At 41.1% G+C, this 13,464-nt stretch carries 15 protein-coding genes; 10 read left to right on the plus strand and 5 right to left on the minus strand.

Going from position 1 to position 13,464, the window contains the following annotated elements; translation table 11 throughout:
- Positions 1-41: 41 nt before the first annotated feature.
- The 10 genes from SPEA_RS10560 (at position 42) to SPEA_RS10605 (ending at position 9,813) form a co-directional block, all read left to right on the plus strand.
- On the plus strand, positions 42-1,478 hold the full coding sequence (locus tag SPEA_RS10560) for a type II and III secretion system protein family protein (protein ID WP_012155249.1): 1,437 nt from the start codon (positions 42-44) through the stop codon (positions 1,476-1,478).
- A gap of 17 nt (positions 1,479-1,495) precedes the next feature.
- Positions 1,496-1,807, plus strand: a complete 312-nt coding sequence (locus SPEA_RS10565; protein ID WP_223296586.1) for a hypothetical protein — start codon at positions 1,496-1,498, stop codon at positions 1,805-1,807.
- A 37-nt stretch (positions 1,808-1,844) separates the two neighbouring features.
- Positions 1,845-3,185: a TadE/TadG family type IV pilus assembly protein gene (locus tag SPEA_RS10570; RefSeq protein WP_223296587.1), complete on the plus strand. Its 1,341-nt coding sequence runs from the start codon at positions 1,845-1,847 to the stop codon at positions 3,183-3,185.
- A gap of 10 nt (positions 3,186-3,195) precedes the next feature.
- The gene (locus tag SPEA_RS10575; protein WP_012155252.1) at positions 3,196-3,678 is read left to right on the plus strand and encodes a TadE/TadG family type IV pilus assembly protein; all 483 of its coding nucleotides are present in this window, start codon (positions 3,196-3,198) and stop codon (positions 3,676-3,678) included.
- A complete protein-coding gene (locus SPEA_RS10580; RefSeq protein ID WP_012155253.1) occupies positions 3,675-4,130 on the plus strand; it encodes a TadE/TadG family type IV pilus assembly protein in 456 nt (151 codons plus the stop codon). The genes SPEA_RS10575 and SPEA_RS10580 overlap by 4 nt, the downstream gene beginning before the upstream one ends.
- Before the next feature lie 93 nt (positions 4,131-4,223).
- Positions 4,224-5,450 (plus strand): CpaE/TadZ family protein, encoded by a 1,227-nt coding sequence (locus SPEA_RS10585; RefSeq protein ID WP_012155254.1) that lies wholly within the window; start codon positions 4,224-4,226, stop codon positions 5,448-5,450.
- A gap of 1 nt (position 5,451) precedes the next feature.
- Positions 5,452-6,780, plus strand: coding sequence for a TadA family conjugal transfer-associated ATPase (locus tag SPEA_RS10590; protein ID WP_012155255.1), 1,329 nt, complete (start codon positions 5,452-5,454; stop codon positions 6,778-6,780).
- 11 nt (positions 6,781-6,791) lie between these two features.
- Positions 6,792-7,769 (plus strand): type II secretion system F family protein, encoded by a 978-nt coding sequence (locus SPEA_RS10595; RefSeq protein ID WP_012155256.1) that lies wholly within the window; start codon positions 6,792-6,794, stop codon positions 7,767-7,769.
- A 1-nt stretch (position 7,770) separates the two neighbouring features.
- The gene (locus tag SPEA_RS10600) at positions 7,771-8,733 is read left to right on the plus strand and encodes a type II secretion system F family protein (RefSeq protein ID WP_012155257.1); all 963 of its coding nucleotides are present in this window, start codon (positions 7,771-7,773) and stop codon (positions 8,731-8,733) included.
- Between the two features lie 24 nt (positions 8,734-8,757).
- Positions 8,758-9,813, plus strand: a complete 1,056-nt coding sequence (locus SPEA_RS10605) for a tetratricopeptide repeat protein (protein WP_012155258.1) — start codon at positions 8,758-8,760, stop codon at positions 9,811-9,813.
- A 95-nt stretch (positions 9,814-9,908) separates the two neighbouring features.
- Here SPEA_RS10605 and SPEA_RS10610 read toward each other — a convergent pair whose 3' ends face one another.
- The 5 genes from SPEA_RS10610 to hypB are packed head-to-tail and all read right to left on the minus strand — an operon-like array spanning position 9,909 to position 13,399.
- On the minus strand, positions 9,909-10,256 hold the full coding sequence (locus SPEA_RS10610; RefSeq protein WP_012155259.1) for a hydrogenase maturation nickel metallochaperone HypA/HybF: 348 nt from the start codon (positions 10,254-10,256) through the stop codon (positions 9,909-9,911).
- Positions 10,256-11,272, minus strand: coding sequence for a hydrogenase expression/formation protein HypE (gene hypE / locus SPEA_RS10615; RefSeq protein ID WP_012155260.1), 1,017 nt, complete (start codon positions 11,270-11,272; stop codon positions 10,256-10,258). The genes SPEA_RS10610 and hypE overlap by 1 nt, the downstream gene beginning before the upstream one ends.
- Complete coding sequence (hypD, locus tag SPEA_RS10620) at positions 11,272-12,390, minus strand: hydrogenase formation protein HypD (protein ID WP_012155261.1); 1,119 nt, start codon at positions 12,388-12,390, stop codon at positions 11,272-11,274. Before hypD ends, hypE begins: the two co-directional genes overlap by 1 nt.
- Positions 12,390-12,638, minus strand: a complete 249-nt coding sequence (locus tag SPEA_RS10625; protein WP_012155262.1) for a HypC/HybG/HupF family hydrogenase formation chaperone — start codon at positions 12,636-12,638, stop codon at positions 12,390-12,392. The genes hypD and SPEA_RS10625 overlap by 1 nt, the downstream gene beginning before the upstream one ends.
- Positions 12,638-13,399 carry a hydrogenase nickel incorporation protein HypB gene (gene hypB / locus SPEA_RS10630; protein WP_012155263.1) on the minus strand — a complete coding sequence of 254 codons (762 nt, stop codon included), beginning with the start codon at positions 13,397-13,399 and terminating at the stop codon, positions 12,638-12,640. The genes SPEA_RS10625 and hypB overlap by 1 nt, the downstream gene beginning before the upstream one ends.
- Positions 13,400-13,464 lie beyond the last annotated feature (65 nt).

The following is a 13,464-nucleotide window of genomic DNA, read 5'->3' on the forward strand; positions in this document are numbered from 1 at the left end:
TTAGCATCGATCAAATAGATTCATGTTTTAAGGAGAATAACATGTCATTCCTTCGCCACTGTTCAATTGTTTGTTTATTGGCATTATTACAGCTATCAACCGCTTATGCAGGAGGACCAACGGCAGGAGCTAGAAATGATGTCCAATTGATCCCGATTTTTAAATCAAGAGTATTAATGCTGAAGGGACCTGTACATAGAGTGTCAGTAGGTAATCCAAGTATTGCCGATATAAAACTTCTTCCAAATGACGAGCTTTATATTTTGGGTAAACAGCTAGGCAGCACAAATGTCATGATATGGGATAAAAATGAGCAACTAGCAAGAATAATGGATATTGAGGTGACCCATGATTTAAATGGTTTAAAGACTAGGTTATATCAGTTCCTTCCTACTGAGAAATTAGGTGTGCAGACTTCTCAAGGACAATTGCTATTAAGCGGGCAAGCATCAAACTTACAAAAAATGAATACTGCGGTGGAGTTAGCCCAAGGTTATGCCGAAGCGGCAGCTGGAGGACAAGCTCCGAGTAAAGTGCTTAATATGATGACCATTGGAGGCGACCATCAAGTCATGTTGGAAGTGGTCGTTGCAGAGGTACAAAGAAATGTAGCGAGGCAATTTGACTCCAAGTTCTTTATCTTCAATCAAGGCTCAAATTTATCTGGTGGTCTTGTTGGAGGAGGTGGAGGTTTTGATCCTGGCAGCATTGGTGGAATAGATGCTAAGGGCTTATTTGCACAATATATTAACGGCGATTTAATGATGAATTTTGCGCTCGATATCGCTAAACAGAACGGATTAGCAAAAGTATTAGCTGAGCCGAATGTTACGGCTATGAGCGGCCAGTCTGCAGAGTTTCTCTCTGGTGGCGAATTTCCTATTCCAGTCCCTGGTGAAAATGGCAATACAACCATTGAATACAGAGACTATGGTGTCGGTGTTAAATTTGTACCGACAGTTCTCGACTCTGGTCAGATAAATTTAAACTTAAATGTAGTGGTCAGTGAAATTAGCACAGCAAATGGCTTTGCCATTTCAGGCAATACATCTACTACATTAGTTGTACCATCACTCGTAAAACGGAGCACAGCAACGACTGTCGAGTTGGCTGATGGTCAAACGATTGCTATCAGTGGTTTGATCAGTGACACATTGAGAGAAAATATTGATAAATTACCTGGCTTAGGGGATGTCCCGGTTCTAGGACAGTTATTTACTAGCAAAAGCTTTCAAAGTGGACAAAGTGAGTTAGTTATTTTAGTAACACCTAGACTCGTAAGGGCTTTCAATCGAAAAGATATCTCCTTGCCCACAGATGGTTTTGTTCTTCCATCAGATGTTGAGTTTTACTTGTTAGGTAAGCTGTCCCATAAAGAAAACTCTGATGACAGTAGTGATACTCCTTATGAACCTGCCGAATCAGATACGCAATTAGATGATACAGGCACTCAGCAAAAATATGGTCATTCACTTTAAATTGAGGAGTAATACTTATGAGGGACGACAAGGCTGTTTCAGTAATCAATTATTTTGCAATATTTTTTATTATTTGCTTCAGTTTGGGTGGTTGTACAAAGGTTAACGATTTTCCTATGGGAGAAAGTCATTATCAAATTAAACAGGTTCAAATATTAGACCCTCAAGCTGCAGAACGTAACGACGGTATTATACTTGATCTCGATGGGACCTACGGTGAAGCTGTAATGCAGTCTTATCGTGAAAGTAGTGTTAAACCTGGAGACTCAAAAAGTATGGGTTCTATTAGAGCAAATAGTTCTGGAAGAAGCTCTGGTGGCAGTAATTAGTATTTTGTAAAGTGCTGCTTGAGCAAAAGTAGAGGTTATGATGTCCAAAATAATTAAAGGTGGAAATCAGAGGCTTTTAGAAAAGCGAAATCAATCTGGTGCAATTTTAGTGATGTTTACGATTGGGCTGTTTTCCATACTCGCTTTCGCAGCTTTGGCTTTAGATGGTGGCCATATTTTGCTTAGTAAGGGGCGCTTACAAAATGCTGTAGATGCTGCGGCTTTGAATGCGGCAAAAGAGTTACAGCAAGGAGCGACTTTGTTTGAAGCGAGACAAGCCGCTTATACCATATTACTGCAAAACCTAGGTTTTTCTGAAAATGGTGAACTCAATAATTCAATATCATTGTCTAGCCCTGATTTCAACACCACACAGGTAACAGCACGTTTACATGTGGAGTTTTCAGAACAACCTGATCCGTTCAATCCTATACTTGTAGAAGGAAGTGAGTATGTTCGAGTAAGGGTTGAAAACGTAAACCTTTCAAATTTCCTTGCAGATATCCTAAATTTTGATAAAAAAATTAGAGCATCGGCCGTTGCTGGTCGTAGTCAGGATTTATTATGTGTGAACAGAGTCGCACCACTTTTGGTTTGTGGAGACGAAAATTCTACAGCAGAAGATAACTACGGGCTATCTGAAGATCTTTACCTGATGAAAATTGGTGCAAATCAGCCTAGTGCCAATGGTGCCGGTAATTTTCAATTGATTAATTTAGATGGTGACAACGGTTCACGAGCGATAGCTGATGCATTATCAGGAAACTTCTCTCCAGATCAGTGTATAGGTTCAGGAGATGATGTAGATACTAAACCTGGTAATTCAGTTGGTATAAGACATGGTTTTAATACCATGTTTGGTGTATGGGGGCCAATGAGCACTAATAATGAAGATCATCCCAGAGATATTAATATATGTGAAGGAACTCCAGTATCTATTGTAGAAGTTCAAGCTAAAGATAGTGAAGGCAATCTTCTTTTTGATGATAATGGCAACGCCATAATGGAAACAGCGATTGATCCTGACTCGATGGCGACAGCCTATCGGTGGTCACAATATGATATCGATAATCGAGCAAGTATCCCTCCAAATTGCGCAACTACTTCAGATCCTTATGCAGCGGCTTTACGTCGAGAAATGGCAGTGGTTATTGGTGTGTGCGACCCAGATCAGCATGGTACTTATCCAGTCACTGTTTTAGGTACTGGCTGTTTCTTCTTGACACAAAAAATGGGTACCAGTGGTCAGGACTCTTATATCGTGGGTGAGTTTTTGCAAACTTGTTCTAATTCAGGACAATCATCACTAGACCCAGATTATGAAGGGGACAGTTCAACGATTGTTCTGTACTGGGATCCAGATAGCCCGGATTCATGAGGAGAGAGCAATGTTAAATTTATTAAGCAGTAACAAACAAAAAGGCCTTGCTGCAGTTGAGTTTACGCTGCTGGTTCCATTTTTTTTGTTTCTGATATTTGCTGTAGCAGAGTTAGGTCGCGGGCTTTACCAATATAGTCAGCTGACCAGAATGATTCGAGATGCTGGTAGGCACTTATCTCAATCCATAATAACAACAAGAAACGGAGTGCCGTCTGATTTAATTGATCAGAACTGTGACAACTGTATTTCAGATACCTTAAATATCTTAATGTACGGCGCTAATACAGGCACTTCAAAGTTACTATCTGGGATTGAGATCACTGATATTTCAATTTCTGAGTTTCCGATTGATAGTGGGATCTTAGTGATCTCCGTTGACTATAATTGGACACCAATCTTTTTCGATAAGCTTTCAGGTTTTGGCTTCAATAATGACGCTATTGATCTAGGCTTTAGCCTTAACTCGACCTATGCAGTGAGGGCAATATGAAAATAATTAAGAGGACAAGGGGGGTATACGCTGTTGAGTTTTCGATTGTAGCAAGTGTGTTTTTCCTTTTCTTATTTTCTTCTATAGAAGTTGGTAGGTTGCTATACACCTACAATGTGCTACATGAAGCTGCCCGACGTGCAGCTAGAATTGCTGTGGTATGCCAAGTCAACACGGATATACGCTCACAAGCACTCTTCAATGGGGCTAATTTAGTACCAAACCTAACTAACGATAACTTGTTTATAACTTACTTACAATTAGATGGAAGTGCTGCTACAGATTTAGTGTATGGCAGTGATGTTCGCTTAATTAGAGCTGAAATACAAAACTATCAGCATCAATTCCTAGTACCTGGTCTTACACATACACTTAATTCTCCTGTTTTTTCAGCTACATTGCCTAGAGAAAGTTTAGGCGTTTTTAAGGGAGGGACCTCTGATTGCAGTTAATTCATTTTCAATCAATAGGTAAATAATCAAATACCTTATGGATTGTTGTCTATAGTAAATATAGCTGCATTGGAAAAGGAAGTAAGGTGTGTAATGGATAAACCCTTAGAGCTATGTGTCTCGAATAATGACCAACAAATACCTATGACTTATTGTTTACCTTTTCCTGTGCAAGCAGTTGTTGCAAGTAATGGAAGTCGAACGCTTACTTGGCTAACGGAAAGTTTGAACCAGTTTGAAAATTTAAAATGGCAGTCGTCAACTTATGAGGATGATCAATTAGCAAAAGAAAAAAATAGGTTTAATCTAGTGTTATTAGTCTTGCCTTCAGATGAGTTGGAGGCTAAGAAAGCATTATCCTATGCGGCAAATTTTGACTGCGACATTATTTTAATCGGCTTTAATACGCCACAGAATATTCTAAGATTAGCATTTCAATATGATGTTAGTGATTTTATTCCTTCATCATCACCGTTACATGAATTTTTTACTTCTTTAGAGAAAGTTTCTGACCGACTCGTAAAGAATGCTGAGCTAGCTCCTGTGGTGGCTGTGATAAACGGCAAGGCTGGTTCTGGAGCAAGCTTTATATCCGCTAGTTTAGCCGACGTTGCCTCTCAAAGAGAAGGGAGCGATCTTGCACTCCTGGATATGGACCTTCACCACGGCACTCTTTCACATATTCTTGGCTATGACGCTAAGTATTCAATTTGTGATGTGATTGAAACTATCGAAGATCTAGATGAGATCGCGTTAAAAAGCACCATGACTAAGAAAGGAAACCTTAGCCTACTTGCTGCTAAGCCCTTCGAACTTCTTACTTTAGATCAAGATGTTGATTTTAGTCGTATTAATGAACTGATGTGGAAATACCGTCAGTTCTATAAGCAAGTTATTTTAGACTTCTCTAGAGGACCTGAAGATTGGAATTGTAATTTGTTATTGAGTGCGACAATTTTAGTTGTAACTCAACAAAATATAATGCACTTACGTCAAACCAAAGACTTGATTAATCAATTGACGACAAGGATGGGGATTAATTCAAATCAGATAACTTTGGTTGTAAATCGATATAACAAAAACTCGAATATAAAATTATCTGATATCGAAGAAGCAATTGGAATATCAAGCATAAACACAGTCGTTAATGATTATAAGTTATCGAACGAGTGTGTAGATTTAGGGAAACCGATAACTCAAGTAGCAAAAAAGCACAGAATAGTTACCGATGTACGCTCTTTAGCGGATAGGTTTTTACCGATTAATAATGAACAAAATAAAAAAAGTACAAGTTTTTGGAAGCGACTTTTAGGAAACTAATATGGAAATTAGGCAAGAAAGTAATCGAATTCAAGATTTCCAGCCATTAACTCAAGATGAGCAGGATATTAAGGTTGCCCTATACGATAAGTTATTGAGCGTAATGGATCTATCTCTTATTGAGACTGTCTCGAAGGAGCAAGCTCGAATTCAGATTAGTGAAATATGTGAGCAAATTTTAAATGGGTTGAATCTACCAATTAATCTCTCCACACGAAAGCGTCTAGTAGGCCTGATTATTGATGAAGTACTGGGACTTGGCCCCCTTGAAACCCTTCTGGCCGACCCGTCAATATCAGATATTCTGGTAAACTCCTACGACAGGGTATATGTAGAGCGAAAAGGTAAGCTAGAAGCCGTTAATATCAAATTCCACAGTAATTCACATCTTTTAAACATCATTGATAGGATTGTGTCTAGCGTAGGTCGACGAATTGATGAGTCGTCGCCTATGGTTGACGCAAGGCTCGCTGATGGTTCGCGTGTAAATGCAATTATCCCCCCTCTAGCTCTTGATGGACCCTCACTTTCAATTCGTCGATTCGCTGTAGATAAGCTAAATGCTGGGCAGCTTATTGAAATTGGTTCTGTAACAGAGGCGATGATTGAACTTCTTAAAGGGGGAGTAAAGGGTAAGTTAAATATTCTTGTCTCGGGTGGTACGGGTAGTGGTAAAACAACGTTACTGAATATGCTCTCAGGCTTTATTCCAAGTGATGAACGCATCGTTACTATTGAGGACTCCGCCGAACTACAATTACAGCAACCCCATACGGTAAGGCTAGAAACTCGTCCTCAGAATATTGAAGGGAAAGGAGAAGTTTCACAGAGAGATCTAGTGAAGAACTGCTTGAGAATGAGACCCGACCGAATAGTGATAGGTGAGGTTCGTGGTGGTGAAGCATTAGACATGCTTACGGCAATGAACACGGGTCATGAAGGGTCGTTAACAACCTTACATGCTAACAGCCCTAGAGATGCTCTTGGTCGACTCGAATATATGGTTTGTATGGCAGGTTTTGATATGCCAGTAAGCAATATTCGAACGCAGGTAGCTTCAGCAATCGATATGGTTGTTCAGCTAGAACGTCAGGAGGACGGTCGCAGAAGACTCACGAGTATACAAGAAATTAATGGCATGGAAGGGGATATTATTACCATGTCAGAAATCTTTCGTTTTACGAGAAAGGGTTTAGATGAAGAAGGAATGATTATTGGAGAATTTGAGGCGACAGGTGTCATCCCAAGCTTCCATGCAAAACTTAAGCAACATGGTATTGAGCTTCCATACCATCTTTTCAATTGTGGTGATCCATTTGCAGAATTTTAGGGAGCTAATGTATGTTTTCTAATCAAGTTATTTTCCTCGGCCTCGTTTTTATCGCGGTACTTTTCTTGTCACAGGCTCTTTTTTTACCTGTATATAGCCCACAAAGGGCAAATAGTGCATTGGTACGTAAACGTCTTAAGAAGCTTTCAGAAGAGTCTGGAGATATAACATATGAGACGTCATTACTTCGCAAGAGTCGCTTAGGGAAACTTGGGCCAATAGGGCGTTGGTTGGAGCATTTTCAATTTATTGAAAATCTAAGTTACCGCCTTGAATTAGCAGATTACAAACTCATGGGTCATCAATATATCATGCTTGCTCTCTTTTCTGCTTCGGCAGTTGCGGTAATGGGCTGGTTATATTTAGGGGAACTGGTTGCGGCCGCATTTATGTTTTTCGTGATGCTATTTTTATTTAATTTCAAGCTAAATAGAGATACTTCTAAGCGCATGGATAAGATTGAAGAGAGCTTTCCTGATGCATTAGATGTGTTAAGGCGGGCGTTGCAAGCTGGTTATTCATTCTCTGATGCTATTAAGCTAGTGACTGAAGAGATGGATGGACCCTTGGCTAAGGAATTTAGCTTAATGTTTGCTAACATTAATTACAGTAAAGACACAAAAAGAGCGCTTTTGGGCTTCATCGAGCGTGTTCCTAGTGTATCGGCGATGGCATTCGCCAGCGCAGTCATGGTTCAAAAAGAAACCGGCGGTAATTTGGCCGAAAATATTAATAACCTAGCTAGGGTCATTCGCTTACGCTTTACTTTCAGACGAAGAGTGAGAACGCTATCTGCTGAGGGAAGACTTTCTGCCTGGATCTTAATTTTACTGCCGTTTGTATTATTTGCCGTTATCTATATCCAAACGCCTGGATACGTTGGTGAGCTAACAGGCACAGAAGAGGGGAATCAATTGCTCATCTGGGGGGCTATCGGTATGTTTGTCGGTGGCATGTGGATTAGTAAGTTAATAAGGATAGATATGTAATATGGACTTCCTAATTGGTTTATTTGGTCAGTTTTTTGATGATCCTCAGCATGTAGAATGGGCAATTTACTCGATTTCCGCGATTGCAGGAGTCACCTTAGCAATATCGATTTCCTATCTGATAAGCGGTGTCTACTCCCCTATCAGATCAAGGTTAAAATCACTTAATGGAGAGAAAGTGACTAAAAATAGTCAGGATGTCACTGGTACGCTCGAACATGGCATAGGCGAGATGGCTAAAAAGCCATTTCTCAACTTTTCTAACCATGAAACCAGAAGGTTACTTATACATGCTGGATTTCATTCTGAAAATGCTTTAGCCGTTTTTAATGCTTCTCGCTTATTGCTTATTCTGTTTGGTTTTATCACCTCTTTACTTATTTTAAACCTGTTCCCTAATATATCGGGATTTTGGACTTTTTATATCTTTTGCCTTTTTATTGGCGGAGCATTTATTGCGCCCTCAATGGTTTTGCAATCACTTTCAAAACGACGTATGCGAAAGCTTAGGGTCGGTTTTCCCGATGCATTAGATCTGTTAGTTGTTTGCTGTGAAGCTGGTTTAGGGCTGATGGCCGCTATGCAACGGGTTGCTAGGGAGTTGGCATTTAGTCACCCGAGCCTAGCCAGTGAGTTGGAATTGGTCTGTAGTAAGGTTAGAGCAGGACTTACCATTAAAGTTGCCCTACAAGAGTTTACCGAAAGAACTGGTTTAGAAGATATTAAGGGGCTTAATTCGGCAATTTCACAGAGTATGCGCTTGGGTACTGGCATAGCAGAAACATTGCGTGTTTTTTCTGATGAATACCGAAACAAAAGACTGCAAGCTGCAGAAGAGCAAGCGGCTAAACTTGCTGTCAAGATGATATTTCCGATGATGTGTTGTATTTGGCCGTCATTTTTTATCGTTGCTGTAGGACCTGCGGTATTAAAAGTGATGAAAGTATGGGGTCAGGCTTTTTAGTAAAATGATAAAAAGGAGATGATTATGACAATAAAATGGATACTCGAATATGGCGGGAGGAAAGCATCCTTTATCTCTTTAGTAAGAGCATGTTTGATGGTCGGTATATTGTCAGTTCTGTCTGCTTGTAGTTCTACGCCAGAAGAGACACTAACACCAGTAAAAGCGCCTGAGCGCCAAGATTTACTTGATGTTGGCGCTTTATCATCCGTAAGTGCGGACTTCTCTGCACCAGCTACTGAAGAAGAAGCGTTACTAAAAGCTCATAACGAAGAAAAGTCAGGCAATATTGAAAAAGCACTATATGCTTACATTCAAGCACTGGATTTCAACGCTAGAAATGCACAAACCTTCTATCAAATAGGCCGTATACATACCATGAGGGGAAATCCTGAAATAGCTCTTAAGGCCTATAATGAAGCGCTCGCTATTGACCCTAATTTGATGATGGTTCATGCAGATCTTGGGGTTATTAGCATGGATAAGCGCCAATATAGAGACGCACGTTTACACTTAGAAAAGGCAATTGAGTTAGATCAACAAAGGTTAGCAGAGCTGGAAGTACAGCAGGTCATGGGGTCTTTCTTAGTACCGAATAGAGAGTCACCGGCGAGAGTGTATAACGCCATTGCGATTCTGGAAGATGTAGAAAATAATCATCGACAGGCTAGAGAATATTTCAAATTGATTCTAGAGCTTCAGCCTCACTCGGCGGTATTGATTACCAATCTTGGTTATTCTTACTATTTAACGGGTGAATTAACCATGGCAGAAAAATATTTAAGGCAAGCTCTTAGAGAAGACTCTCGCTTTGACAGAGCTTGGACAAACTTAGGTCTTGTCTATGTCCGTAAAGGTATTTACAAGCGTGCGCTTTCCGCTTTTGAACAGACTATGTCTCCTGCTGATGCGTTAAATGATTTGGGTTACTTTTTGATGCTTGAGGGCAAGTATGAACGAGCGATTGCTTTATTTGAACGAGCAATTGACATGTCTCCTAGTTATTTTGATCAGGCTCAGAAAAACTTAAGAAGGGCTAGGGCCGAGATCTCGGATGAGTTTCAGCATGCGGGCTATTGACTGGTTAGATTGCATACTTAACTATTAAATAGGTAAATAAATTGAGATATTAATATGCCCTACCCTTAAGAGTAGGGCTAATCATTTCGAGCCAACTAAGGTTGCACTAATTCTAGCTGCATGAGTAACATATCCTCTCCATCTAGGACTTTCGTCTGACCGCTTTGACAATGACTACAAATAACGCTTCGCTCGTTATGTTCGGTAGTTTCACCACAAATTAAACATGAGAGTACCAAGGGTTGGATATTCATAACTAGCTCGGCTCTACGACAGATCCCTTCTAACTTAAAGGTCTCGAATGCCGTCCTGAGTAATTCTGGTTCTACTCCGCTCAAAATTCCAAGTTTGATTTCAACACGGCTAATTTCATTTGCGTTATTGGCCGCGGCATGGCGTTCGCACTCTTCAATTAGTGCTGTAACAATTGAATACTCGTGCACTAGCAGATCCTCGGTAACAGCTCGCCTTGTGGTAAGTCTAGATAACGAGAGCTCCCCCAAGGCGTGTTGAGTACAACTTTTCCTTTGCGGTTATCGTTTACGTTACCAATTACGGCTGCTTGCTCGCAATGACAAAAGCGTTTCATTATTTCTAATGTCGCGTCGGCACTCTCCTTTGGTACTGCAAGAATAAAGGTACCTTCATTGGCGAGATCGAGTGGCTCAAAACCATATAACTCGCAAAGTCCTCTCACTTCATCGCATACTGGGATCGCTTGTTCGTTTACATTGATCTCGACATTTGATGCACAGGCCCATTCATTAAGTACTGCAGATAGACCACCGCGGGTTGCATCACGCATCGCATGGATTTCGATGTTTGCCGCTATCAGCTGTTCAACTATTGGCCATAATGTCGCGCAATCACTGGTTAGCTCTGACTCAAGTGCTAGCCCTTCTCTCGCCATTAAGATTGCTGCTCCGTGTCGTCCAACATCTCGAGATACAATAATGACATCATCGCTAGCTAGGTTTTTAACTGATATTCCTTTTCGCAGAATACGACCGACTCCAGAAGTATTAATGAAGATCCCGTCGGCACAACCACGAGGAACGACCTTAGTATCTCCGCAAACAATACGTGCTCCCGATTGCTTTAATTCGTTGGCCATACTTTCGACTATGGTTTTTAAGTGAGTAATTTCAAAACCTTCTTCGATTATGAAACTGCAGCTGAGATATTGTGGCTCAGCCCCCATCATTGCCAAGTCGTTAACGGTTCCTGCAATGGATAGCTTGCCAATATCTCCACCGGGGAAAAAAAGGGGAGAGACAGTAAACGAGTCTGTCGTAAAGGCAAGATTACCGTCGAAATGCAAAACAGCTGCATCTTCTTCGCTGCGTAAAATAGGATTATCGAAGGCTTTAAAGAACAGATCTTTAATCAAGTGGTTCATCTCTTTACCACCACCGCCATGGCTAAGTTGTACTATTTTTCGAGAATTATTCTGGTTCATTACAATACTCCGTTATAGCGATAGTAAGCGTTGCAAGCGCCCTCAGAGCTGACCATACAACTGCCTAATGGCGTTTCAGGTGTACAGCCACGCCCAAATACCTTACAGTCTTTGGGCTTACATAAACCACGAAGAATATCACCGCACTGACAGGCTTTATGATCGTCAATCTCCTCACTTGGGAGAAACTCAGCAAAAAGACGTTCGGCGTCTCTATGAGCATATTTATCTCTTAATATCAAAGCAGAAGAGGGGATTGGGCCAAGACCTCGCCAGCGAAAGTTATCTCTTACTTTAAAATAGCGGTTTACCATCTCTTGGGCGGCAAGGTTGCCATCTTCTGAAACAGAGCGACTGTACTGATTCTCTAGCTCCGCCTTCGAGGCCACTTTTTGCTTTACAATCATCAAAATTGACTGCATGACATCGACAGGCTCAAAGCCTGAGATGACCACTGGAGTGTTATAGTTGTTTACTGCTGGTCGGTAGACTTTCGCACCACTAATGACGCTGACATGGGACGGTCCAATAAAGGCATTCACTTTAACCTTGGGATCGGCCATAACGGCATCAATAGCGGGAGGGACAAGCACGTGGTTAATGTGAAATACAAGGTTTTTGATATCACGCTTTTCTGCTTGGTCAATAAGAACCGCTGTCATAGGGCTCGAGGTTTCAAAACCAATCGCGAAGAAAATGACGGTTTTATCAGGATTATCGATAGCGATCTGTAAGGTATCTAGCGGATCGTAAATAGGCCGAATATCACAACCACTTGCTCTGTGCTGTGCCAAGCTTCCTTTCGATCCTGGTACACGGATCATGTCACCAAGGGTAACCAAAATGGAATTGGGCATGCTCGCCAGTGCGGCGGCATGATCGATTCGCTCTTTTGGCATGATACAAACAGGACAGCCCGGCCCATGGATAAAATCGATATTGTCTGGTAAGAGCTGGTTTAAACCGTACTTCATTATGGTGTGAGTATGGCCGCCGCATACTTCCATTATATTAATCTTACCGTCGAGCAAGTTTGCTTGAGTGGCTATCTCTTTAGCTAAGGAGCGTATGACTTTGGGATCCCTAAAGCCCTTGTATAGATCTGTTAGACCAATCATTAAGACTCCTTCTCTTCAAGTTCGAGTTTTTCTACTATCTCTCGATAGAGCGCTAAACTCTCCATAGCATCGGTTTTATCTATCTTGTTCATTACAAAACCGATGTGGATCAGCACATAGTCTCCAATCTCAAGGGGCTCAGCCATAAGGTGGCTACTGACCTTACGTTTAACGCCCATAGTATCGACGGTAACAGCCTGCTCATCTTGATGAATAGTTATAACTTTGGAGGGAATTGAAAGACACATTAGGCAGTTGCTCCCTTTTGTCTTGAAAGCCAGTCTGCGACCTGAATGAGTGATTGTGGCTCTTTAACAGATATCTCCATTAACTCAACGTTGGGATTCAGTTTTTTGAGCTGGGCCCGTGACTCCTCCATGCTAAAGTCAAAATAGGGCATAAGATCAGACTTAGTGATCAGCACTAAATCTGCACGGCGGAACATGACGGGGTACTTCTCAATTTTGTCATCGCCTTCAGGCACAGACAAAAGCACGATATTTTTATGAGTGCCAACATCGTAACTGGCGGGGCAGACTAAGTTGCCGACATTTTCAACAAAGCAGATATCCAGAGGGTCTAAGTTAATGTGATGTAAGGCGCTATGCACCATAAACGCATCTAGATGACAAGCTGCACCAGTTTGGATCTGAAAGGCATCGATACCTTTTGCTTTTAGTCTGTCTGCATCTCTGGAGGTTTCAAGATCCCCTTCAATAACAGCATACTTAAGGTTAGTGTATTCATGTAGATGTTCTAACAGTGTGGTTTTACCACTACCAGGACTGCTCATTAAATTAAAGGCGGTGATCCCTTTAGCTTCGAAATGAGCTCGGTTATGCTGCGCTTCAATATCGTTTTTATCTAAAATCTTATGAATGAGAGATAGGGTCTTTTTATCGTTGAGCTGAGGGTTCGTTGCGATATTATCGTCAGTTTTTGAATGCGAATGACCCGAACTTAATAAATGATCATGACGAGTAATCGAACAACCACAATCTTGGCACATAGGTAACTCCGTTATTTTCGTTTTACTTGATTGTCACGCAGGCCGAATACTACGGCTTTGATGCA

This window comes from Shewanella pealeana ATCC 700345, assembly GCF_000018285.1.
GTDB lineage: Bacteria > Pseudomonadota > Gammaproteobacteria > Enterobacterales > Shewanellaceae > Shewanella > Shewanella pealeana.

Excerpts from the sequence above, each read along its gene's own strand:
- SPEA_RS10590 (WP_012155255.1), top strand. The coding sequence starts at position 5,452 with ATGGAAATTAGGCAAGAAAGTAATCGAATTCAAGATTTCCAGCCATTA.
- SPEA_RS10600 (WP_012155257.1), top strand. The coding sequence starts at position 7,771 with ATGGACTTCCTAATTGGTTTATTTGGTCAGTTTTTTGATGATCCTCAG.
- SPEA_RS10575 (WP_012155252.1), top strand. The coding sequence starts at position 3,196 with ATGTTAAATTTATTAAGCAGTAACAAACAAAAAGGCCTTGCTGCAGTT.
- SPEA_RS10570 (WP_223296587.1), top strand. The coding sequence starts at position 1,845 with ATGATGTCCAAAATAATTAAAGGTGGAAATCAGAGGCTTTTAGAAAAG.
- hypD (WP_012155261.1), bottom strand. The coding sequence starts at position 12,390 with ATGATTGGTCTAACAGATCTATACAAGGGCTTTAGGGATCCCAAAGTC.
- hypE (WP_012155260.1), bottom strand. The coding sequence starts at position 11,272 with ATGAACCAGAATAATTCTCGAAAAATAGTACAACTTAGCCATGGCGGT.
- SPEA_RS10595 (WP_012155256.1), top strand. The coding sequence starts at position 6,792 with ATGTTTTCTAATCAAGTTATTTTCCTCGGCCTCGTTTTTATCGCGGTA.
- SPEA_RS10585 (WP_012155254.1), top strand. The coding sequence starts at position 4,224 with ATGGATAAACCCTTAGAGCTATGTGTCTCGAATAATGACCAACAAATA.
- SPEA_RS10580 (WP_012155253.1), top strand. The coding sequence starts at position 3,675 with ATGAAAATAATTAAGAGGACAAGGGGGGTATACGCTGTTGAGTTTTCG.
- SPEA_RS10560 (WP_012155249.1), top strand. The coding sequence starts at position 42 with ATGTCATTCCTTCGCCACTGTTCAATTGTTTGTTTATTGGCATTATTA.
- hypB (WP_012155263.1), bottom strand. The coding sequence starts at position 13,399 with ATGTGCCAAGATTGTGGTTGTTCGATTACTCGTCATGATCATTTATTA.
- SPEA_RS10625 (WP_012155262.1), bottom strand. The coding sequence starts at position 12,638 with ATGTGTCTTTCAATTCCCTCCAAAGTTATAACTATTCATCAAGATGAG.
- SPEA_RS10605 (WP_012155258.1), top strand. The coding sequence starts at position 8,758 with ATGACAATAAAATGGATACTCGAATATGGCGGGAGGAAAGCATCCTTT.
- SPEA_RS10565 (WP_223296586.1), top strand. The coding sequence starts at position 1,496 with ATGAGGGACGACAAGGCTGTTTCAGTAATCAATTATTTTGCAATATTT.